Here is a 20,015-nt window from a genome sequence, read left to right on the forward strand (position 1 = left end):
CCTGGGTTGCGTCTCCAGCGTCAATGTGGAACCCGCACGAATGGATTGGACGGAGACCTGGCGCTGGCCCCTGCCTATGCTGCGGGGACGCTACCCCCGGCAGGTAGGCTCTCGCTCAGGCGACTAAGTTGACAAATGCGACAAGGGCGACTAGAGTGAATCCTGTCTCAAACCTGCTTGGGAGATGACCATGCCCACCGCCATTGAATTCATTGCCGATCGTCTGCCGCGCGTCACCGTGGAGGACGTGCGCCGTTTCGCGGATACCGTTGAAATCCGGGATGCGCCGGCTTTCGCGGCCGAGTTGCAGGCGTTCATTCACGAGCGCGTGGAGGCGGTAAAACTGCCAGCCAACCTCGAAGGCGAAACGGTGGAGCAGGCCCTGGCGCGCAAGGCGGCCGCGCTGCGCACCGAAACGCGCTGGACCCCGACTGAAACCGACGTCCAGCGAGGCCGCGCCGTGTTGCTGGAATCCTTCAACCAGCCGCACAACCTGCCGATCCCCGAGTACGCCAAGCTGGCGGACAAGTCGCGCCAGCAGATCTACAAGGACATCCTCGCGCGCCGGCTGCTGGCGCTGAATGTGGGGCCGCGCGGCCAGAAGCTGCCCGACTGGCAGCTCGACCCGGTGAAGCAGCAGTTGACCCAAACCGTGCTTCAAGAGGTCGAGGGCATCGACCACTGGACGATCTACCGCGCACTATCCGAACCGCTCGAAGGCTTGGGCGGACGCTCGCCGGTGGATGCGGTGACGCATGGCACAATCGATGACGTGGCCGAAGCGGTGTTCAACGTGCTGGGCGTCCAGGTGCATTGAGGCAAGACCGCCATGAGCCGCGAACTGCCCTTGTTCTTGATCGATGCGGGTGAACTGCTCCAGCATGTGAGCCGCGTCGTCTATCGGGGCAGCCCGCTGTACTATGGCCGCAGCGGCACCAATCGCTACGACGACCCGGCGCGGACCTACGGCGTGCTCTACCTGGGCCGCGACCTGTCCACGGCGCTGATGGAGTCGGTGTTTCACAAGCACCAGTGGCTGGCGGACGAGAAGCGCTCGATTGCGCTGAAGGAAGTCGAGAGCCGGCTCGTGCGGGCCGTGGGGGTCCTGGACGACGTGCGCTTGGCCGATCTCACGGCCGAGGGTGTCATGGCGGGTTACTTCGGCCTGAACCTGGAACAGTTGGCCAGCCGCGACTACACGCACACGCAGCAGGTGTCCGCCCAGGTGCATGCGATGCTCGGCGATGATGGCCAGCCGCTGTTCGACGGGGTGCTCTATCCGTCGCGCAACAACTATCCCGCCAAGAGCATCGCCCTGTTCGAGCGTGCGGCAGCAAGAGTCGGCGTTGTCGATGACATCGACCTGGTGGACCATGTGGACTGGCCGCGCTTCGTTGCCACGTATCGCGTCGGCGTGGAGCCTGATCCCGGGCCGGTGGAACCGGATGACGAAGCGTCCTGAAGCGGCAAGAGAGCACATTGAAGCCCCAAACAGAATGAAATGGACCAAACTGGAATAGGCATCCCTCTGTAGCAGGAGACGACCATGAACACCACGACCCGCATCAGCACCGCAGAACGCCTCGGCCGCACCTTTGGCCGCGGATGGCGCGCCTACGCGCGCGGCGAACGTCGGGCGTCGAACTGGTTGGTGTCCAAGGGGGTGCCGGCGGCCGTTGCCACCGCGCTCGTGTGGGTGGTCAAGCTGTCTGTGGTGGGATTGCTGCTCTACGTTGCTTTTTGGTTCGCACTCGTGTTGTTGGGCGTCGTGGCGGCGGCGTGGGCTGCTGCTGCCAATACCTCTGACGAGGACGAGTGGCCTTTCACCGATCTCACAGAACTGCGCAAGACACCGGGCTACGATCCCAATCTGTACAACGATACGTCGCACGAGTTGTACACCGACGACTGACGGACTCCGGGCTACTTCAGCTTGCCTCCCGTGAGTGCCCCAGCCCCCTTGCCCCCGGCTTGGCCGGCGCTCTTGCTGCCGTCCGACAACCCCTGAATGGCATGTCCCGCCCGAATTCCAACCCAGGTCAGGCTTGCCAGCCAGAATCCTGGCAGCACCAGGAACATCGTGCCCGCGACGAACATCAAGAGCATGTCGCCGAACGCATTGTTCAGCCCCACCAGCGGGTCGAAGTTCGTGTGTGGCCGGTTCCAGCCAAAGCCCCAGCCATAGAGCGCATCGAGGATAGTGCTGTCGATCCAGCGAGCGAGCTGGAACCAGAAATCCACGAAGAACAGCGCGAATTGCACGACGCTGACCGTGACGACCGTCTTCAGGTCATAGGTGCCCACGACCAGCACGAGCGGGATGCAGATGACCAGCGCCATCTTGAGCAAGGCGAGGACCATGGGTAGAGACTGTCTCACGACGTCCATGGCGGGAAACGCGGCAATCGCGCCGACGGCCATCCCAACGTCTCCCGTGGCCCGTGTCACGATGTTCGGCAAGGTCTTGTCGATCTGGCCTCCGTAGTCCGTATAGACGCTGCCCTGGTTCAACTTCTGCTGCCGCGGTGACGCGATGGCTCGGATCACCGAGTCGTCCACCTCGGCCCGGCTCAGGAACCCGGCCCAGCCCGCCAGGCGACTCAACAGGCTCGGGTCCACCTGACCCAGCAGGCGTGCCCGCAGGCCGTTACTTCCATCGCTCCACCACTGGCGGCAGGTCGGGTAGCCGCCACCGCTGGCCACCTGCGCAAGCCCTGCGTCGCGGGTGCTGTCATAGGGCCAGTCCTCGCGTGGGGTGCTGGAACGGTATGTGTCGTAGTAGCCGTTCGTGTCGGTGAAGAACCGCGATCCGATCCAGGTCACGTCGTGCATCTGCTGCTCATCGAGCTGAGGGCGCTGCATGAACAATTTGGCCCGTGCAGGCCCATAGCAATCCCGCGAGAAATCCGCTACTTCCTGAGCCAGCACCGGGTCATCGATGCGCGTAGCGTCGATCTCCATGCGCATCTGCCGCAGGTCCGTGCCGCACGGGATCGCTGCCACCGAAGCGCCCGTGACGGCGCGCGAGAGCGCGTGCATGAACGCCCACCACACCGGCACCTTCGCCGACTGGTTGTTGATGGTGCTGAAGGACTGCGACCAGCCGGTATCCCCGGGCTGCGCCACGCTGACCTGGCACTGGGCCGAGCGCGAGCTGTCGTACTGGATGGTGTTCAGGTCCACGTCGATGAACGGAATGCCGGCGAACATCACCACCACGATGGCGACGAAGACCCGGTTCTCGATGCGGGCGGCGCTCAGCACGCCTTTGTTGCCCTCGTCGGCGCCTTCCGCACGGGCCTTCAACCACTCCTGCACGATGATGGCGACGAAAGGCAGCGCGAATACCCCGCTGGATACGAGGACCGCCCAGATGCCGTTGTTGACGATCCAGGACACGAGGGTTAGGTAGTACTCCAGGTAGTCGGTCGTGAAAAGCGTCATGGCCTCGATCCCCTCAAGCGGCCTGCATCAACAGGCTGGCTTCCAGCGCCACGATGGCAACAATGCCGGCGACCTCAGCGCGAATCAGCCGGCGTCGGGCCAGCGTGCTGTCCTCGCGCGCCAGCAGCCGCCGCCGCATCCAGACCCAGCCGCAGGCCGTCGCCCCGTACAGGAACAACCGCCACACGAAGAAGTAGCCCGATGCGGCCGCGAGCCACCGCTCCCAGCCGGCCACGCTGCCAACGAGATAGATGCCGGCGATGTTGGCGCCCACCGCAGCGGCGACGATCACGGCCGCCCACAGCAGTGCTTTCGCCGCACGCCGGCTGATGAGCCAGCGCAAGGGGCGCCAGGCCATGCGCTCCGCGCTCATGGCCGGCCTCCCGGATTGCCCTTCTGCAACTGGTCGAGGCGGTCGGGCACCGGATCGCCCTCATAGATGCCGCGCGAGCCTGCCGCGCGCGTGCCATGGCGCTGGATGATGGCCATCGGCGAGTTGTTCGCCAGCTCGCGCCGCAGTTCAAGTTCGGTCTTGAGGTTGCGGATCTCCCGGTCGAGCGTGTCGCTCTCGTGGTTCACGGCCTCGACTGCCAACTCGTTGGCTGCCACGTTGGGCTCTTTCTTGCCGGTGAGCAGCGTGCGCTGGAGCAGCAGTGCCTTCTCCAGCACCGACGAAAGCGCCACCTCGGACGCGAGGCGCCGCGCCAGCAGGTCCTGGTCCGGCTCGTCGCGCAGCGCCTCGATGACGCCGCGCGTGATCGGCAGCGACGTGCTGCCGGCCTCGCGCAAGTTCTCGAAGGTGGTGTTGCGCACGCCGGAAACCAGTTCCTGCAAGACTTCCAGCTTGGCTTCGTACTCCTCCTGGATCAGCGGCGTCAGCCCGACGCCGGGCACCGTCTCGGTCTTGGTGCAGGAATCGCACGTGCGCTGCACCTGTTCCCCGAGGACCCGGGTGGCCCATTCGGTCGCCTGCTGCGGCGACGTCCAGGTCTGGCAGGACAGGCTCGCGCAACTGGTGGACGCGATGGAGGATGTGTCCGTCACGCCGCGCCCGTTGACCAGGTTGTAGCCCGCGCGGGTGACGTCGCCGACCACGCGGATGGCGGACTGGCCTGCGCCACCGGCATTGCTGCCGCCCACCCAGGGAAGGCCGTCGTTGCCGCGGCGCGTCTCGGCCTGCTCGACGGCCGACACGGCATCGTTGCTGCCAACCGCGTCACGCAAGGCCATGCCTTCGGCCATCTGGCTCCAGCCAAGCTGGCCACCCGCAGTCTCGGCCATCTTCTCCGCCATGGCGCGGCACGTCAGCTTGGAGCGGTCGAAGTCCAGCCGCGCCTGCAGCACGCCGTTGGTCAGCAGGTTGTACAGGCCCGGATCGGCGCGCTGAATGATCAGCGCCGGCAGCGATGCAACCGCGCTGGTCGCGCTCTGGATCACGTTGCTCATGATCTGCTGAAAGCCGTTCGTGATGCCGTTGAGCTGATTGCGCAGCGTGGTCTGGATGCTCATGTCGCCGCAGATCAGGTTGCTGTTCCACCCCACGCCGACCCCGATGGAGCGCATGCCGGCCGCGCGGCCCATGGACACCGCACTGCCACCGCCGATCGAGTACATGACGTCATCGCCGAGGACGGGGCCGCTGTTCTGGTATCCGACCTGCGCCCACGCCAGGCCGCAGACCAGAGCGAGCGGGCCGGCCAGCGCCTTCGGGCGCAGCAGGCGGCACGCCTTGGCGGAAAGGTTCATCGATTCAGGACGCTTCATCGTGGCACCTCAGAGGAAATCGACGCTGCCCAGGAACACCTGCCCGCGGCGTTCGCAGCACGCATAGGGACGCCACAGCGCCCAGGCGTAGTCGCCTTGTTGGGCCTGGGTCAGCGTGCCGCTGTGCGGGAACACCACGCAGGTGTTGGACAGGCGCGGCGTCAGCTCCTGCCACTTGCCCGTAGAGGCATCACCCTCCATCAGCGCGCCGGCCGGCCAGTAGCCGTCGCGGGCGTTGGCAAGCAGCGGCTGGTACACGTGGATCTGCCCGCGGCGCGTGACGACATCACCGGCGCGCTGGGCCACGACGGCCCCGGATTTGTAGTCATCGGTCTGATGCAGGAAGCCGCCGCGCGGATAGACATTGCCCCAGAGGTTCATCGTGGTGCGCGCACCGACCTCGCGCATGCCCGGAATCAACGCCTCCGGGTAGGCCATTTCAGGCACGTTGTAGCGCCAAGCCAGCGTGTCCAGGGTGCTGAGTAGATACGGCATGAAGGCCGTGCCCGCGCCTTGGCAGAAATAGCCCGACGACGATGCGAACTGGTTGAATACCTCGCCGCCAGGATGGCCGATGACATCGCTGTTCTTGAATTTGGCGAGGTTGTTTTCGTGGTCTTCGTTCGTGGTCCCATCCCCACCTGCCTGTGCGGATGGGTTGGGCGTGCTCATCGCCTGCACCTCGACCCAGGGGTTCTCTCCGGTGTTGCTGTAGCTGGAGACGACCGCATCGGGCACGTAGTGCCGGACCTTGGTGGATGTGCGCACCGTGCAGCCCGTCCAGGTGCAGTAGAGCCAGTAGCAGATGCCCACCACCCGGTACTCCAGGCAGTCCGGCGACATGACGGAGGACACGATGGTGGCGGTGTTCAAGGCGTAGCTGCCCGTGGCGCTGATCAGCAGCAGCGAGGCCACGGCGACGCGCAGGCGGCGCAGCAGGTCGAATGGGCGATGGGTCACGGCTGCGTCCTCCGGTGTTGCTCGATGCGCGCGACGGCCCGGGCCACGTCCGGCTCGCCATAGACCACAAAGCGTTGATCCACCACGACGGCCGGGATGGTCGTGACACCCAAACTCCATGCGTCGGTGACGCCCTGGTAGGCGGTGCCGATGCGGCGCTGAAGATCGGTGCCGCCTTGCTTCAGGCGTTGCCGGACGATGGCTGCTGCCCGCTCAGGGTCGGCTGGAAGATTCGCGGAAAGCTCGGCCTCGATCCGGGGCGTTTCGCCCAACTCGATCAGTCGCTCGCCGCCCATGGTCTTGACCGGGTGGCGGCTGTCGGTGACGACCACCACGTCGGCGGCGAAGGTGGCCGGGCTGAACACCGCCAGAGACGTCGGCAGCGCCACGGCCAGGCCAAGGGTTCGCCAGCCTGGTGCGAACCGGGTAAAAGCTGCTGGCATGTCATGTGCCCCGGAAGTTGATCAGGGCCATAGTCAAACGCCGAACCCCAGGCGGCCCCAACAAACAATGCGCATCGCGGCCACCCCGCATACCTGCTTGCGTCGCCGCAAAGAAAAAAGCGGAGGCCGAAGCCTCCGCGCTGATCAACGAAGCAGTGCAACCCTTACAGCAGGCCGGACTCCGCAAAGGAGAACGGGGCACCCTGGCCGACGATGATGTGGTCCAGTACCCGCACATCGATGAGCGCCAGCGCGGCCTGCAGTTGCTGGGTCAGCATGCGATCCGCGCTCGACGGCTCGGAAATGCCCGAGGGGTGCTGGTGCGCGAAGACCACCGCGGCGGCCTTCAACTCCAGCACACGCTGCACGACGACACGCGGATAGACCGAAGTCGAGTTGATCGTGCCCCTGAACAACGGCTCGTAGGCCAGCACCTGGTGCATGCTGTCCAGGAACACCGCGGCGAATATCTCATTGGGCTCGGCGACCAGCTTCACGCGCAGGTAGTCGCGCACGGCCGTGGGGTCGAGGAGTTTCGCACCCGCTTTGAAAACCCGCTTCTCCAGCAGTGCAATGGCTTGCTGGATGATCCAGTCCTCGTGTTGGGCAGCGATGGCGGAAAGCGACTCCAGGCAGGAGTCATTGACGACGAAAGACATGGCGAACCTCCAGACGGTGAGATCGGAGGGCGCGCGCCCTGGGAGGGCAAGCCCTCCTGGGGAACGAACAAGGTGCATCCATCACCGCGGCAGCGGTGATCGTTCGCGGCCAGGATGCGAGGCGAACGGGTTTCGGTCAGCGCAGTGGACTGCGCCGTAGCCTTGAAGACCGGGGCTACCTGGGCATGTCGCCGACGACGTCGGCAGGCATTTCCGATGTAGTAGGTGTGGCGGCGGGATCGCCGGCCGCGAGCATGTCCATGGCCGACAGCAAGGCATCGCCCTCGATCGGACCCTGCAGTAGGATCGCCTTGCCGGTTTCGCGATCGTGCAGCCGCAGCGACGGCGTGGCGGTCACGCCGCTGCTCGTGGCTTCCGCCGTCTGGGTGCGGATCGGCGCCTCGGGCCGTTCGCTCGCCAGACACTGCTCGATGGCTGGCGTAAGGTCGGGGTACCGCAGGTCCTCGGGCAAGCCCTGGCCGTCGCTGCGCGTGTGGGCATAGACCCACTCGACAGCCTGCCAGAAGGCGGCATGGCCGCCAGATTCGCCGGCGCACTCCGCCAGGCTCGCTTCGGCAGACGCGGCCGGCTCATGCGCGGCCAACGGGAGGTGGTGCCATTGCAAGGCCACGTCCGCGTTGCCGGCCACCCAACGCTTGAGCACTGGGAAATAGGATCGGCAGAACGGGCATTCGAGGTCCGCGTAGAGCGTCAGCGTGAAACGCCCTTCCGGATTTCCCATCTGCCACGGAGGCCCGGCCACCTGCGTCACGCTGACCGGCGTTGAAGTCTGGGGAGTGGACTTGCCAGAATAGCGGGACACGAGCCAGATCAGCAGCAGCGCTACCAGCACGGCGGCCAACACCCAGGGCCAGCTGAGCCTCCAGCGCCGACGGCGGAACGCCTGTACCTGCATCGGAATGGATGGGCGTTTCTGTTCCATGGCGTTCTCCGGTGTACGGCAGATTCAGGGCAGGTCCAGGGTCGGCGACTCGATGCCACGTGCCCGGTCGATCTTCTCAGCCACCTTGAAGGCGGCATCCAGCTCGCTGACGCCGTGCTGCTGCATGAGCTGGTAGCGTTCTGCCTTCTCCTCGGGCTCGGTTTGCGCGAGCGCGAGGTAGAGACTTGGCGGCACGGCGCGGAACAGCACTTCCATGCTCTTGGAGAGGATGACGCCCTCGGTGAACTTGCCCGCTTCCTTGCGTGCGGAGAGCATCAGCGCCTTCTGCGCCGGCGAGAGTTCGCGGAACCTGGCGATCTTCTCCACTTCGTCCGGCGGCATCGACAGGCACACCCACCACTCGATCATGTTGAGCATGGGCTCTGCGGCGCGCGGCAGATCGTCGATGTTTTGCGTCGCCAGCCAGAACCAGGCGCCCAACTTGCGCCACATTTTTGTAATTTTCACGACATAGGGCGCGAGCAGCGGGTTCTTGGTGATGATGTGACCTTCGTCGGTCACGTTGACGATCGGCCGGCCCAGGTACTGGTCGCGCTCGGCGATGTTGTTCACCGTGCTGATCAGGCTGATGTAGGCGATGGAGAGCTGCGCGTTGTAGCCCTCGCGGGCATAGGTCGCCAGATCGACCAGCGTGATGTCGGCCTCGGGCCACGGCGTGCCGTCACGGTCGAACATCTCGCCGTCCGTGCCTTGGCAGAACATGTCCATCGCGTCCGCCATCTCCAGCAGCCGCACGCGCCGCATCTCGGGCAGCGTCGGGTCCTGGCCACGGGCGCGCAGCGCGTTGCGCACGTCGCGCGTGAGCACGGTGCGCTTTTCGGCCACGCAATGTTCGGCGGCGTCGAGGATGCACTGGCGGATCAGCGAGCGGTCGGCCCGCGTCATCCGCGCTTCTTCCTTGTCTTCGCCGCCCGTGATCATCAGCCGCGCTGTGATCTCCAGTTCGCCCAGCACGTCGCGCTGCTCGTCCGCTTCCATGGCCGAGGCATCGGGGGGCAGGTCTTCGTCCAGCGCGTCGGCATCGAGCGTCTGTACGTCGCTGGGCGTTTCGATCAGCCGGCGTGCGTCGGCGAACGGCGCCAGGCTGATGCCCGATCCGGGGGCCAGCTTGACCCGGTTCACGGTCAGGCCCAGGCGCCTGGCGAAGTCGCTGAACAGGCCGAAGCTGTTGCCGGCTTCCACGATGAAAAGCCGCGGCCGGTAGATGGCCGTCACCTGGTTCAGCAGGTTGTTGAGCGTGGCGGACTTCCCCGAGCCGGTGGGGCCAAATAGAAACAGATGGGCATTCATCTGCCGATCCAACCTGTTCAAGGGGTCGAACGTAATCGGGCCGCCGCCGCGATTGAACATCGTGATGCCGGGATGCCCCGTGCCCTGGGCGCGGCCCCATACTGGCGACAGGTTCGCCGCGTGCTGGGCGAACATCAGTTGCGTGTACCACCGGCGCCGGTCCTTGCCGGGGTTGTAGCAGCACGGCAGCCAGCGCAGGTAGCTGTTGAGCGGCGCCACCTCGTCGTCCTCGCGCACCGGCTGCAGGCCGGCGTTGAGCATCACGTTCGCGAGGTCCAGGCCGCGCCGATCCAGTTCCGCCTCGTCGCGCCCGCGTAGGTAGAACGCCAGAGTGCCCCGGTAGAGCTTGTGCGCGCTGCCGATCAGGGAGCGGGCTTCATGCACGTCCTTGAGCGTCTGCTCCGACGCCAGCGTCTCGCCCACAGCTTTCTTCGCCAGATGGTTGAGGTCCGATTCGAGGACGTCCTGCGGCGTGGCCACCATGGTGAGACACATCAAGGTGTCCTCGGGCATCTGGTCGAACAGCGTGTTGATCGCGTCCCCCTTGCGGGTCTCGCCGGTCAGGTGCCCGGTGCCGGGCGGCATGCGCAGCCGGTCGGTGATCAGCACGCGGTGCGGCATGCCGTCGAAGTACCAGGCCCCTTGCGCCACGTCCGAGCGCGGCTGCCCAAAGAACAGCCGCTGGCTGAAATCCCGCCCGCTCGCCAGCTCGATCTCGCCGGCCTCGCTTTCCTCGGTACTGTCCGGATAGCGCGCCAACGCGTAGAAGCGCTCCCGGTCCTCCACCCCAGGCCCGAGCAGCGTGGGGCGCGGGTTGAACCACCGCAGCAGCCAGTCGTGGACGTCGGCCGCGACCATGCGCCGGGCCTGGATGCCGGCGTTCGCCAGGCCGCCGCACAGGCGGTCGCAGACGATGCCCAGCATCTGCTCGGGTGTCTGGCCGCGGCGGTTTGCCTGTCCCTGTCCGCTCGCGCGGCGGTACACCACCATGCGCACGCGCCGCGTCTGGCCGCGCCAGCGCAGCCGCGTGACCACCGTGTCCTCGAACAGGCCGCCGGGCTTGGCCACAGCGCGCAGGTGGTGGCCGAAGAAGCGCAGGTAGAACTCGGTGAACGCCGAGCCGCGCGCACGTGGCTGCACGTAATCGCGCAAGGTCTGCATGTACTGGTCGAAGCTCGGTTCGTCCTGGGCATAGAGCTGGAGCACCCACGGGTTCTCGTCCAGTTCATCGAAGCTGTCCTGAAGCGCGTTTTCCAGGGCGTCGCGGGCATGCGCGAGCCAGCCGGGTTCCCGGCCTTCGGTGCCCAGCGGCACCAGCTCGTAGAAGGCGGCCACCGATTGGCCGTCCTCCAGGAGCATCGATTTCGACTCGGGCAAGAACTCCACCCAGGGCAGCAGTTCCACGAAGGACGGTGCGACGTCGTACAGCGCCTGCTCGTCGGCCACGGTCGCCGGCTTGCGGCCCTGGACCGCGGCGCCGGGTTCGGGGATGCCGGCTTGCTGCAAGGCCTCGACGTGGCGCTGCCAGCCGTCCGGCTGCTCGTCGGCGGCGGTGTCTTCGGCGCTGACGGCAGCCAGCTTCGGCCATGGAAGTTTCCACCGCATCAGTAGTCCTCCGTCCTCTCGCCAGGCATCGCGTACTGCACGCGCTGGTACAAGGGGAAAACCGTCGTGTAGCCCGGCACGGGAACGGGGTCGGTGCCGGCGAGGTGCGGGTACACGTACATCACGAGATCGGGATTGGGCAGACGCTGGAACTGGCGGTGAACCTCATTGCGCGCGGTGCGCGTGTAGCGCATCTGCTCGACAGGTGCGGCCTGCACGTCGGCGTCGGTCAGGGGCCGACGCAGGCTCTGGCGCGCATCGAGCAACTGGCGGCCGGCGTTCCGTCCGGCTGCGCCACCGCCGTCGCCGGCCTCCTGCTGCCAGATGTCCATCATCGTGCGGTCACCGTGGGTCAACAGCTTTTCCTTGCTGGTGGCGCAGCCGGCGAGCACCGCGACGGCGAGGGCCAGTGCTAGGCCACGGGCCAGGTTAGTCAAGTTCAAGGGCATGGCTTTCTCCTGCGCGGTGATCGACCTTGCGGCCTTCGGGATCGAAGTCGATGGCGAGCGGCTTTTCGAGGTGGACGGCAACCTTGGCGCCGGGTTGGACATAGACGGCGGCGAAGGCTTGGCCGTAGAGCTTGTTGACCCAGGCCGACATGTCCCGGACACCGCCCGCGAGAATCTGGCCGACCGCTTCTTGGCCGGTGATGCCCACGGTGCCGATGGAGCCGTCCGAGCCGACATAGGACATGCGGCCGCTGCCACTCTCGATGAGCGAGGCCACACCGGCACCGGCCGCGGTGATTAGGGCCTGCGAGCCGAGGTATTGCTGGGCGTTGCTGCGCCGCTCGCCGCTGACGCAAGGAATGCCGTGGGGATCGCTGATCCAGCCCAAGCCGTCGCGCTGTTGGTTGTTCTGCTGGTTGCCCTCGCGGTCTTCGGGGATCGTGCGAATCGTGCCGTCGTTGAAGACGAACGTGATGCTGCGCACCTGACCTCGCACGCACGAGAGCGTCCAGTCGCCCGAGGCGGTGCCGCTGAACACGGCGCCGGCCACGTCGGGAATGTCGATGCCATTGGCGGTCAGGTTGTCCGGCCCGACCAGAACTTTGAACGGATAGGGATCGTTGACCGTGCCGTCGATCGGCACGCGGCCGATCAGGGCCGTCATCGCCACCGATCCCATTAGCGTCGAGTTGGTCGGCACGGTATAGACCGGCTTGGCATTCTTGACCCCGGCGGCGCGGGCGCCCGCGTTGGCCACGGTTTCAGCGGTGGTTTCGAGCGTGCTCTGCGCCGGGCCGAAGCTCGTGGGGAAGCTCATGCCGCCGCTCGCGCCACGCCCCCCGTTGCGCCCCTCGGCGGGCTTTGCGTCGTCCGGCTCGACCCACCGCACGCCGCCCTCCATGCCGGCCTCGTCGCCGCCCTGCAGCCCCAGGCCCACGGGCAGGTCCGCATGGCCGCCGCCGCGCCCGCCGATGCTGTCCAGGCGCCGCTGCAGGTCGGCGAGCAGCCCTTCGGTCTGCTGGCGCGCGCTGGCCGCCTGCTCTTGGTCGCGGCGCAGGTTGGACCGCTCGGATTCGAGCGCCGAGTTGATGCGCTGGTCGATGGAGTTCTCGCGCTGGCGCAGCCGCTGGTTCTCTTCACGCTGCGACTTGTTGTCCGAGAGCGCGGTCTGAAGCTCGGTGCGCAACTGCTTCACTTGGGCAACGAGCGTCGCCACGGTGTCGCGCGGGGTGTCGCCTTCGATGCCCAGCGCCTTCATTTCCTCGGGCGTGAGCTGGGCGCCGTTGTCCGCCGCGGGTGGCGCCGTGCCGCCTCCACCCGAGAACAGCCGGATACCGGCGAACAGCACCAGGATGGCGACAGGGATCATCAGCCACTTGAGCAGGCCGTTACTGCGCATGGCGGGCCTCCTTGGCGTTCTCGTCGCCGTCCGGCTGCGGCAGATGCACGGCAGGGTCGAAGCGGTGAATCGCCGGCAGCAGCGACTGCGCGAGGCCGCGGCCGCGCGTGACCAGGTACAGCACGGTCGTGTCCTCGGTCGTGCCGCGCGGGCCCAGCGCCTCGTGCTGGAGGGTGGCGGTGAGGAAATCGCCTTGCAGCACGCGCGGGTCGAGCGCGACCCAGTCGGCGCCGGTGTTGGTGAGGCGCACGGCAGTCACCCATTGGTCTTCCAGGCGCCACGACGCGAGCACGGCCGCGCGCACCGGCAGCGTTGGCATCAGTGTGTCCAGGTCGAGGTCGCGGGGAAGGTTGACCCGCATGACGCCCGGAAGCGGCTCGACGGTGCGCAGCGGTGCGTAGAGGTTCTGCGCGGCGAAGCGCGTCAGCACGACAGGGACCGGAGTTTCGCGCCGCGCGGTCCGCGCACCTGCCTGGCCCTGGGCGCGTGCCGGGGCCTCGGCACTGTCGGCCTGCTCGCCATAGCGTCCCGGTGCGCTGTCACCCTCGACGATGCGCACCGGCTCCAGCTCGGCTTCCCCGTCCTTGGGCGGTTCGGCTGCGATGTCCAGCAGGATCAGCGCGCCCGTGTCGGCGTCCTGCAGTTGCAACCGCGTGGGCTCGATCGGCTCGCTGGCACGCAGGTACACCGCGCCGCCCGCACTCTGCACGCGCAGGCGTTTGCCCACGCCTGCGGGCACGCCCACGCGCACGTTCCGGTCGATGAATACGATGCGTTCCTGACCGACCTTCAGCGGCACTGCCAGTGGCATGCGTTCCCAACGCAGGATCTCCACCGCCTGGGCGACGGGTGCCGCGGCCACGGCCAGTAGCCCCAGCAGCGCGAGTACAGGATGCTTCATGGGGTGTTTCCTCCTTGAGGCGCTTGCGGATTCAGGTCACTCGGCGCCGGGCGCGCCGGCGCCGGTGCACTGATGCGCTGGGGCGCGCCTTCGTAGCAGTCCAGCGCCAGGCCGAACGGGTTGCGGGCGGGATCGACGTCCACCCGCGTGACCTTGATCGGATAGCGCACCAGGGCGCGTTTGACCTGCTCGGCGCCGTAGTACTCGTCCGCCGTGATGTCCAGCGTCACCACCCAGTCGCGATCGGATACGGTGCGCACGCGCGCCGTGGGGTCGTCGCCATAGCCGCGGCCGGGAATCTCGTAGATGCCGCGCACGCGCTGACGCAGCTCGCCCGTGGAGCGGCGGTAGTCATAGTCCGCCCGCAGGAAGGCCTGGCAGGACGGGGTGAGGTACGGCGAGAGCGTATGGAGGTTGCGCGAGTAGTCTTCTTCGCCATTGGTCGGCCAGCGGTTCAGCGTCTGGAACACGTAGAACGTGAACGCATAGACCGATTCGGGCGGCACTTCCCACCACTTGCGGGTACTGCCAGAGCGCAGGTCGGGCGGGACGTGGATGGTCAGGTCGCGCGGCGCGCTCCACCAGCCGCCGCCCATGACCAGGGCGACAATGACCAGCGCGCCCGCGCCCAGGCGCAAGGTCTTGATGTGCGCCTGCAGGTGGGCGATCTCGTTCTTGAAGCGGCTCATCGCATGCTCCTGCGGGTGGACCAGAAGCCCGAGCGCGAGATCAGCACGTGGCCGCCCACCCAGCCGGCCATCAGCGGATGGCGCGTTGCGATGCGCCACTGCAACTGTCGATACAGCCAGGTGTCGGGGCGCCCACGCTTGAGGCGGCGCAGGATGCCGCCGCCGATGAACACGCCCAAGGCCACGCCCAGGACAACGAACGTCGGTGCGATGGCGATCGTGCGGAACACCCACGAAAGCGGCGCGCCGACCAGCAGGCCGGCCGCGCCGGACAGGCCGCAGCAGATCCACAGCTCGTCGGCGGTGAGGCCGCGCACGACCACGGGATGGCGGTTGAGCCGGTGCGGAAGGAACGTGACCGTCCCGTCCGCACGGACGTGCTGCTGCTCGGACATACCGGCCTCGCTTACAGGATGCCGGTGGCTTCGGTGAGCAGCCAGATGCCGATCACGAGCAGCACGGCGCCGATGGCGACCGTGAGGCCGAATTGGCCCCACGTCTTGCGGCCGGTGTGGATCTCCGCGTAGGTGCCGTAGGCGTGGTAGCAGACGCCGATGAACATCGACGCCACCACCAGCAGGGCCACGAGCATGATGATGTCGTAGCCGTAGTTGCGGATGGTCTCCATGATGCCGTTGCCGGTGCCGCGCGTCGGGTTCTCCAACTGCGGCAGACCTTGCGCGAACGACAGTGCGGGCAGCGCGGCGGCGCCCAGGGCCACGGCGGCGCGCTGGGCAAAACGGGAAGTGAGGTTGCGGTTGTGCATGGTCGGGCCTTTCATGTCAGGACAGGAGGAAGAAACTCAGGACGAGGTACATCGCGACGAAGCGGATGCAGACGCCGAGGAACTGGCGCTGGTTGAGGCGGCTCTCGGACCACCCCACATAGGCCGTTCGGATGGCCCAGACGCCCCACACGAGCAGGACCGCGAACACGACGCCGACCAGGACGGTCGCCATCGCGGAAGGCGCGATACCGCTGTTGGCTTGAAATGCCGAGACCTGGGCGCCGTTCATTGCTCGCCCTCCGCAGTCGTCTTCGGCGATGGCGAAGCGGCCCGCTCGGTGCGGTAGTCGCCGGCCAGTTCGGAGGGGTCGCGCGGCTGAGCGCGTGATGGCGTCAGGTGGAACTGGATGCCGGCGCGCACGCGCGCCAGGTCAGCCAGCAGCCGTGGGTAATCGAAGTGGTAGCGCTCGCCCGGCTGGATGGGGGCATGCGCGGCGCTGTCCGCGACGGTGCGTTCCAGCGCGTCGAGCTGGCGCAGCGCGGCGACCAACTCCTGGCGCTGCGCCGGGGACTCGGCCAATGCCATCGGGGACTGGCCCAGCACGAGGGCCGTCACGAAACAAGTGGGCACGCCGCGATGCGCGGCGCGCAGCCAGATCGAAGCCACCATCGCGCCATTCCTGTGTGATCAGCAATGGGTTGATCGTGGAGATCAGGGCTGTTTCAGGCCGCAAACAATAGGAACTGGCGGACGACCGGATTGGGCATGCTGCGAGCGAACCTACAAAAGCACGGGTCGCGCTTCGATTATTGCGTTTTTCGAGTATTTCGAATATGATCGGCTCTGCAACCGTTTTCGCTTAGGAGCTACCCATGACCACCGCCACTGCCCAATCCAAGATGACCCTTCCCGCCGCGGGAGAGGTGAAGGCAGCCGTCCAGGGTCAACGTGCCTTGGCGGCTTACCTCGCAACCCAGTTCGAGACGCAGCACATCCAGATCTTTGATGACCACAAACAGGCTCATCAGGTGGAACTGCCTACCTCGGCTTTACGCCTGCTGGTCGACATCCTGGCCGAGTTGGCCGATGGCAATGCAGTAAAGGTGGTGCCCGTCCATGCAGAGCTGACGACCCAAGAGGCGGCGGACTTGCTCAACGTGTCCCGTCCCCATTTCGTCAAGCTGCTCGAAGATGGGGTGTTGGCATTTCATCGCACCGGCAAGCACCGCAGGGTGAGGTTCGCCGATCTGATGCAGTACAAGGAAGCGCGCGAGCGCGCCAGTGAGCAGGCGATGGCCGAACTCGCTCAGCAGTCGCAAGAGTTGGGAATGGGATACGAATGAGGCATTCCCCATTCACCGCCGTCTACGACGCGTGCGTTCTATATCCCGCGCCACTGCGGGATTTCCTGATGTGGCTCGGCCTGTCTGGCCGCTTCCGGGCGCGGTGGAGCCAAGCCATTCATGAGGAGTGGAAACGCAACCTGTTGATCAACCGCCCCGATCTCACCCGGGTTCAGGTCGACAGGACGTCGGATCTCATGGACCGGGCAATTCCGGACGGCTTGGTGGAGGGCTACGAAGCGCTCGTGGCAGGCCTGACATTGCCCGATCCGGACGACCGGCACGTCCTGGCTGCGGCGATTCGCTGCGGTGCGAGCGTGATTGTGACGTTCAACGAACGGGATTTCCCGAACGATCTGCTGGCTCCGTACGGCATCGAATCGCAGCACCCCGATGAGTTTGTGGACAACCTACTGGATCTGGACGCGGCCGCCGTGGTGTCGGCTGCGCAGCGCCAGCGTGCCCAACTCAAGCATCCGCCGATCGAGGTGGACCGCTATCTCGAAATCCTGCTGCGCCAGGGCCTTGTGCAAACGACCAAGGTGCTGGCGACCTATCGCACCATTCTCTGACCCGCCGAGAGCCACGGATGACCAAGAATCCTTCATCAGACGCCACTTTGCCGAAAGGCATCCATCGAAGCTGGAAGCTGCCGGACACGTCGCTGGGCGCCCTGTGGGATTCCATCGTCATGGACGAAGCTCTCAAGAAGCAGTTGCTGTCACAGGCGATCGTCAACTTCACGGTGCGCCCCAAGGTGGAGCGCACGGTACTCCCCCTGCACGGCGTGATCTTGTTGGTCGGCCCGCCGGGGACTGGGAAGACCTCCTTGGCACGGGGCTTGGCGCATCGTGTGGCCGAATCTTTTTCTTCTGCGAAGTTTCGATTGCTGGAAGTAGAGCCTCACACGCTGACGAGCTCTGCAATGGGAAAGACTCAACGCGCCGTGGCAGACCTGTTCTCGCAATCGATCGCAGAATCCGCAGCGGCGGGCCCGACGATCGTCCTTCTGGACGAGGTCGAAACGCTTGCGGCTGATCGAGCCAAGCTCAGCCTGGAAGCCAACCCGGTTGATGTGCACCGGGCCACCGACGCGGTGTTGGTGCAGTTGGACATGTTGGCCGAACGCAACCCGCATCTGCTGTTCGTGGCCACCAGCAACTTCCCACAGGCCGTCGACAGTGCCTTCCTATCTCGTTGCGACATGGTGATGGAGGTGCCACTGCCCGGCAAGGATGCCTGCAAGCAGATCCTGGTGGACTGCCTGAATGGCCTGGCAAAGACATTTCCGGGGATTGGCAAGCTTTCCTCGGCTCACCAGTTCGACGCGTGCGCTGGCGAGTGCGTCGGATTGGATGGTCGGGCCATTCGCAAGGTCGTAGCCAACGCCCTCGCGGCCGACCCGCAAGTGGCTATCGATCCGAACAAGCTTTCCGTAGAGCACCTGCGCAGTGCGATACGACAGGCAACGCAAATGCGCCTTCAAGGAGGGAAGCAAAAATGACCACCGTTGTCAGCCGGACGTTTCGCAGCTCGCCGCACCGCGATGCGTTGCAGACGTGGGATGCCATTGTCGAACTGCTCACTCAGGGCAAGGACGGCACGGCTCGCTCTGAACTCAGGGCCGTGGCGGGCGTGGCCGCCAGCTTGATCGCCGACCAGGCACCCAAGAGCGCGCCCATCGTTGCGACATGCGATGGACCACGGACCAGGATCTACTGCCTCTTCGACGAAGACGCGATCGATGGTGATGATGCCAACGAAGAAGTCTTGGGGTTCGAGCCGTTGAAGGGAGACTGGGGAGTCTCGCTGCCGTGTCCGAAGGAGCAGCTCGGCTGGGTGCAAACCGCGCTCAAAAAGCACAGTTCTCGCATCATTGCACGGGACTTGAGCCAAGGAATTGCCACGCAGGCGCAGGCCGATGCTGGACAAGCGCTGTCGCTCGACCTCGGAGGTTTCCTCAAGTCATGAGCACCGTCGCCACCTACTCGTACACGCACTCGGTTACCTATGTGACCGACAACATCCTCAAGAGCTTGAAAGACATCATCCTGCTCAGTGGGCTGGACCCCGAGCACTTCGCGGATCGCTGGGAGAGCAATACCCGAGCCATCAAGACGTGGCTCGGGACCGGTGATCTGCGCAAGGTGATTCTGGAGATCTACAACCCGGCAACCGACAAACTCGTGACCCGATGGGATATCGACATCGTGTATGGGTGGTCCGATGGCGACGGCAGCTTCTGGACAGATACCGAGCAGTTGAAGTACGCGATCAAGAAAGCTGGGCTGCTGCCATCGCAGGCCAAGTACAAGTTAATGCTCGATACAAAGCCAGGGCGGCCTGATGTGGAGGGGTGGAGCAAAGGAAGTTATCGCTCGACGGATGGAATGGTCAAGCAGAGCCTAGGCTCGACTGTCGAACACAGCGGCCTGGCGGGTCAGGCCGGATATTGGAGGCAACGCTGATGCTGTCGATCGATGAAGCTTTTCGCAAGTTCAAGTCGCGTCTGGAACTCAACGAACGCGAACAGAAGAATGCCTCGCAACGCCAGAACGAAGTGCGGGACTACCTGCAGACCAAGTTCGGCATTGCGCGCAGCTTCCTGACCGGGTCCTATGCTCGATACACGAAGACGAAGCCGCTCAAGGATATCGACATCTTCTTCGTGCTGAAGGACTCGGAGAAGCATTACCACGGCAAGGCCGCATCGGTAGTGCTGGATGATTTCCACTCTGCATTGGTGGAGAAATACGGTTCGGCGGCCGTGCGCAAACAGGCGCGCTCGATCAACGTGGATTTCGGTGTTCACATCGACGCGGAGGACAACACGGACTACCGGGTGGTCAGCGTGGATGCGGTGCCCGCATTCGACACCGGCGACCAGTATGAGATCCCCGATACGGCGTCCGGAAAGTGGATCAAGACGGACCCGGAGATCCATAAGGACAAGGCGACCGCAGCGCACCAAGCCTATGGCAATGAGTGGAAAGGTCTCGTGCGCATGGTGAAGTACTGGAACAACAATCCCAAGCACGGCGATCAGAAGCCGGTGAAGCCCTCGTTCCTGATCGAGGTAATGGCCCTTGAGTGTCTTTACGGCGGCTGGGGAGGATCGTTCGATCGCGAGATCCAGTCGTTCTTTGCCACGCTTGCCGATCGTGTTCATGACGAGTGGCCGGATCCCGCCGGACTTGGCCCGGCGATCAGCAACGATATGGATGCCGCGCGCAAGCAGCGCGCGCAGCAGCTGCTGTTCCAGGCGAGCCAGGACGCAAGCATCGCCATCGACCACGCGCGTCGTGGTCGCAATATCGAAGCGCTTCGCGCCTGGCGCGCACTGTTTGGCCCCAAGTTCCCACTGTCCTGATTCCATCG

25 protein-coding genes are annotated in these 20,015 nt (G+C 65.6%); 9 read left to right on the forward strand and 16 right to left on the reverse strand.

Going from position 1 to position 20,015, the window contains the following annotated elements; genetic code table 11:
* Positions 1–190: 190 nt before the first annotated feature.
* The 3 genes from ACT6SE_RS06845 (at position 191) to ACT6SE_RS06855 (ending at position 1,912) form a co-directional block, all read left to right on the forward strand.
* Complete coding sequence (locus tag ACT6SE_RS06845; RefSeq protein ID WP_003109769.1) at positions 191–817, forward strand: hypothetical protein; 627 nt, start codon at positions 191–193, stop codon at positions 815–817.
* A gap of 12 nt (positions 818–829) precedes the next feature.
* Positions 830–1,462 carry an RES family NAD+ phosphorylase gene (locus ACT6SE_RS06850; RefSeq protein WP_003090219.1) on the forward strand — a complete coding sequence of 211 codons (633 nt, stop codon included), beginning with the start codon at positions 830–832 and terminating at the stop codon, positions 1,460–1,462.
* Between the two features lie 84 nt (positions 1,463–1,546).
* Entirely contained in the window at positions 1,547–1,912 is a 366-nt protein-coding gene (locus ACT6SE_RS06855; protein WP_003090216.1) for a DUF3742 family protein, read from the forward strand.
* A gap of 11 nt (positions 1,913–1,923) precedes the next feature.
* Here the strand turns inward: ACT6SE_RS06855 and ACT6SE_RS06860 are convergent, their stop codons facing one another.
* The 16 genes from ACT6SE_RS06860 to ACT6SE_RS06935 form a co-directional block, all read right to left on the reverse strand.
* Entirely contained in the window at positions 1,924–3,444 is a 1,521-nt protein-coding gene (locus ACT6SE_RS06860) for a conjugal transfer protein TraG N-terminal domain-containing protein (protein ID WP_003090214.1), read from the reverse strand.
* A gap of 13 nt (positions 3,445–3,457) precedes the next feature.
* Positions 3,458–3,817 carry a hypothetical protein gene (locus ACT6SE_RS06865; protein WP_003090212.1) on the reverse strand — a complete coding sequence of 120 codons (360 nt, stop codon included), beginning with the start codon at positions 3,815–3,817 and terminating at the stop codon, positions 3,458–3,460.
* Positions 3,814–5,208: an integrating conjugative element protein gene (locus ACT6SE_RS06870; RefSeq protein ID WP_003109770.1), complete on the reverse strand. Its 1,395-nt coding sequence runs from the start codon at positions 5,206–5,208 to the stop codon at positions 3,814–3,816. The genes ACT6SE_RS06865 and ACT6SE_RS06870 overlap by 4 nt, the downstream gene beginning before the upstream one ends.
* 9 nt (positions 5,209–5,217) lie before the next feature.
* On the reverse strand, positions 5,218–6,168 hold the full coding sequence (locus tag ACT6SE_RS06875; protein WP_003090208.1) for a TIGR03756 family integrating conjugative element protein: 951 nt from the start codon (positions 6,166–6,168) through the stop codon (positions 5,218–5,220).
* The gene (locus ACT6SE_RS06880) at positions 6,165–6,611 is read right to left on the reverse strand and encodes a TIGR03757 family integrating conjugative element protein (protein ID WP_003109772.1); all 447 of its coding nucleotides are present in this window, start codon (positions 6,609–6,611) and stop codon (positions 6,165–6,167) included. The genes ACT6SE_RS06875 and ACT6SE_RS06880 overlap by 4 nt, the downstream gene beginning before the upstream one ends.
* Positions 6,612–6,775: 164 nt before the next feature.
* Complete coding sequence (locus ACT6SE_RS06885; protein WP_003090203.1) at positions 6,776–7,270, reverse strand: JAB domain-containing protein; 495 nt, start codon at positions 7,268–7,270, stop codon at positions 6,776–6,778.
* A gap of 175 nt (positions 7,271–7,445) precedes the next feature.
* Positions 7,446–8,213: a DsbA family protein gene (locus ACT6SE_RS06890; RefSeq protein ID WP_003090202.1), complete on the reverse strand. Its 768-nt coding sequence runs from the start codon at positions 8,211–8,213 to the stop codon at positions 7,446–7,448.
* A gap of 24 nt (positions 8,214–8,237) precedes the next feature.
* Positions 8,238–11,129, reverse strand: a complete 2,892-nt coding sequence (locus ACT6SE_RS06895) for a conjugative transfer ATPase (protein WP_003105079.1) — start codon at positions 11,127–11,129, stop codon at positions 8,238–8,240.
* Entirely contained in the window at positions 11,129–11,578 is a 450-nt protein-coding gene (locus tag ACT6SE_RS06900) for a TIGR03751 family conjugal transfer lipoprotein (RefSeq protein ID WP_003109775.1), read from the reverse strand. The genes ACT6SE_RS06895 and ACT6SE_RS06900 overlap by 1 nt, the downstream gene beginning before the upstream one ends.
* Positions 11,559–12,977, reverse strand: coding sequence for a TIGR03752 family integrating conjugative element protein (locus ACT6SE_RS06905; RefSeq protein ID WP_003109776.1), 1,419 nt, complete (start codon positions 12,975–12,977; stop codon positions 11,559–11,561). The genes ACT6SE_RS06900 and ACT6SE_RS06905 overlap by 20 nt, the downstream gene beginning before the upstream one ends.
* Positions 12,967–13,878, reverse strand: a complete 912-nt coding sequence (locus ACT6SE_RS06910; protein ID WP_444811116.1) for a TIGR03749 family integrating conjugative element protein — start codon at positions 13,876–13,878, stop codon at positions 12,967–12,969. Before ACT6SE_RS06910 ends, ACT6SE_RS06905 begins: the two co-directional genes overlap by 11 nt.
* A complete protein-coding gene (locus tag ACT6SE_RS06915; protein ID WP_444811117.1) occupies positions 13,875–14,567 on the reverse strand; it encodes a PFL_4703 family integrating conjugative element protein in 693 nt (230 codons plus the stop codon). The genes ACT6SE_RS06910 and ACT6SE_RS06915 overlap by 4 nt, the downstream gene beginning before the upstream one ends.
* Positions 14,564–14,962 carry a TIGR03750 family conjugal transfer protein gene (locus ACT6SE_RS06920; RefSeq protein WP_003105639.1) on the reverse strand — a complete coding sequence of 133 codons (399 nt, stop codon included), beginning with the start codon at positions 14,960–14,962 and terminating at the stop codon, positions 14,564–14,566. Before ACT6SE_RS06920 ends, ACT6SE_RS06915 begins: the two co-directional genes overlap by 4 nt.
* A gap of 11 nt (positions 14,963–14,973) precedes the next feature.
* Complete coding sequence (locus ACT6SE_RS06925; protein WP_003090173.1) at positions 14,974–15,333, reverse strand: TIGR03745 family integrating conjugative element membrane protein; 360 nt, start codon at positions 15,331–15,333, stop codon at positions 14,974–14,976.
* A 16-nt stretch (positions 15,334–15,349) separates the two neighbouring features.
* The gene (locus ACT6SE_RS06930; RefSeq protein WP_003050225.1) at positions 15,350–15,583 is read right to left on the reverse strand and encodes a TIGR03758 family integrating conjugative element protein; all 234 of its coding nucleotides are present in this window, start codon (positions 15,581–15,583) and stop codon (positions 15,350–15,352) included.
* Positions 15,580–15,963 carry an integrative conjugative element protein, RAQPRD family gene (locus ACT6SE_RS06935; RefSeq protein ID WP_003105635.1) on the reverse strand — a complete coding sequence of 128 codons (384 nt, stop codon included), beginning with the start codon at positions 15,961–15,963 and terminating at the stop codon, positions 15,580–15,582. The genes ACT6SE_RS06930 and ACT6SE_RS06935 overlap by 4 nt, the downstream gene beginning before the upstream one ends.
* A 203-nt stretch (positions 15,964–16,166) precedes the next feature.
* Between ACT6SE_RS06935 and ACT6SE_RS06940 the strand changes: the two genes are divergently transcribed.
* From ACT6SE_RS06940 to ACT6SE_RS06965, 6 genes are read left to right on the forward strand one after another with little or no spacing between them, the layout of a single operon-like run.
* Complete coding sequence (locus ACT6SE_RS06940) at positions 16,167–16,637, forward strand: helix-turn-helix domain-containing protein (protein ID WP_003050245.1); 471 nt, start codon at positions 16,167–16,169, stop codon at positions 16,635–16,637.
* The gene (locus tag ACT6SE_RS06945; RefSeq protein ID WP_003109777.1) at positions 16,634–17,209 is read left to right on the forward strand and encodes a PIN domain-containing protein; all 576 of its coding nucleotides are present in this window, start codon (positions 16,634–16,636) and stop codon (positions 17,207–17,209) included. Before ACT6SE_RS06940 ends, ACT6SE_RS06945 begins: the two co-directional genes overlap by 4 nt.
* A gap of 17 nt (positions 17,210–17,226) precedes the next feature.
* Positions 17,227–18,141, forward strand: coding sequence for a CBASS system CD-NTase-associated protein Cap6 (cap6, locus tag ACT6SE_RS06950; protein WP_003105629.1), 915 nt, complete (start codon positions 17,227–17,229; stop codon positions 18,139–18,141).
* Positions 18,138–18,608 (forward strand): type III CBASS phage resistance system CD-NTase-associated protein Cap8, encoded by a 471-nt coding sequence (gene cap8 / locus ACT6SE_RS06955; protein ID WP_003105626.1) that lies wholly within the window; start codon positions 18,138–18,140, stop codon positions 18,606–18,608. Before cap6 ends, cap8 begins: the two co-directional genes overlap by 4 nt.
* Positions 18,605–19,105 (forward strand): type III CBASS phage resistance system CD-NTase-associated protein Cap7, encoded by a 501-nt coding sequence (gene cap7, locus ACT6SE_RS06960; protein WP_003090159.1) that lies wholly within the window; start codon positions 18,605–18,607, stop codon positions 19,103–19,105. Before cap8 ends, cap7 begins: the two co-directional genes overlap by 4 nt.
* The gene (locus ACT6SE_RS06965) at positions 19,105–20,007 is read left to right on the forward strand and encodes a CBASS oligonucleotide cyclase (RefSeq protein WP_003105624.1); all 903 of its coding nucleotides are present in this window, start codon (positions 19,105–19,107) and stop codon (positions 20,005–20,007) included. The genes cap7 and ACT6SE_RS06965 overlap by 1 nt, the downstream gene beginning before the upstream one ends.
* Positions 20,008–20,015: the final 8 nt, after the last annotated feature.

This window comes from Stenotrophomonas sp. LC732 (assembly GCF_052446685.1).
In the GTDB taxonomy this organism is placed as follows: Bacteria; Pseudomonadota; Gammaproteobacteria; order Xanthomonadales; family Xanthomonadaceae; genus Stenotrophomonas; species Stenotrophomonas muris.